Annotated in this window: 1 protein-coding gene; it reads right to left on the reverse strand. The window is 59.4% G+C overall.

The window, feature by feature from the left end; translation table 11 throughout:
• Nucleotides 1-152: 152 nt before the first annotated feature.
• Nucleotides 153-929 carry an RNA-guided endonuclease TnpB family protein gene (locus CO251_RS11200; protein WP_103375911.1) on the reverse strand — a complete coding sequence of 259 codons (777 nt, stop codon included), beginning with the start codon at nt 927-929 and terminating at the stop codon, nt 153-155.
• Between the last annotated feature and the right edge of the window lie 33 nt (nt 930-962).

The raw sequence follows: 962 nt of genomic DNA on the forward strand, positions 1-962 counted from the left end.
CCGTTCTGATGGACTTATCCAAGTCTGATCATCGTTAGTCAATGGATCAAACGGAGCCACCTTCCTGTGTCATCATGCCACCGCTTCTTAGGGCCATTGGCCGGTCGTCCACGGGCGGGCACTCCACAGGCTGTCACCGAGCAGGTCTGCCGTCAGGCAGACACGGGTGAGGAGCTCCTCACCGAACTCTCGGCCACGTTTCGCAAATTAATCGCCGCATTGATGTCGCGGTCGTGGTGTGTGTGACATTCTGGGCACGTCCACTCCCGCATAGCGAGCGGCATTTTCGGCATTTTGTATCCACACGCGGAACACGTTTTGCTGCTCGGATACCAACGGCTCACGATGACCACCGTTTTCCCGCGTTGGGCCGCTTTGTATGCGAGTTGCCGACGGAATTCCCCAAAGCCCATATCGGCAATCGCCCGGGCGAGCGAAGGATTTTTGAGCATCCCGGCGACGTTCAGGTCCTCGATGGCCATGACATCGAAGCGCTGCACGAGATCGGTGGTCAGGTGGTGTAACGCATCCGCCCGGATATTCGCAATCCGCGCATGGAGTCGGGCCATGCGCCGCTGCGTCTTTCGCATATTCTGGGACAAGGGCATGGGCATCCCTTTCGGGAGGGGCTGGCCGGGCTGAAGCCCGGCGCGAACTTTGGCGGCTTCCATCTGGCGACTGAATTGTTTCGATAACCGCCGAAGCTGTGCCAAGGCGTCCGCATAGGCTTTCGGTCCCACGATCTTCTCTCCGGTCGAGAGCGTTGCCAACGCCGACACGCCCAAATCCACGCCGACTACCGCTTGGCTTTCGCGGCGGACACGGGGGGGATCGGGAAGTTCGACGGTGACGCTCAATAACCAGCGATCAGCGGTCCGCGACACGGTGCCTTCTACCACTTTGCCGATAAATCGCAACGGTTCGTGCATGCGCACCCAGCCTCATTTGGGAATATGCACTTT

Origin of the sequence: Sulfobacillus sp. hq2 (assembly GCF_002903155.1) — a bacterium.
Taxonomy (GTDB): Bacteria; Bacillota; Sulfobacillia; order Sulfobacillales; family Sulfobacillaceae; genus Sulfobacillus; species Sulfobacillus thermotolerans.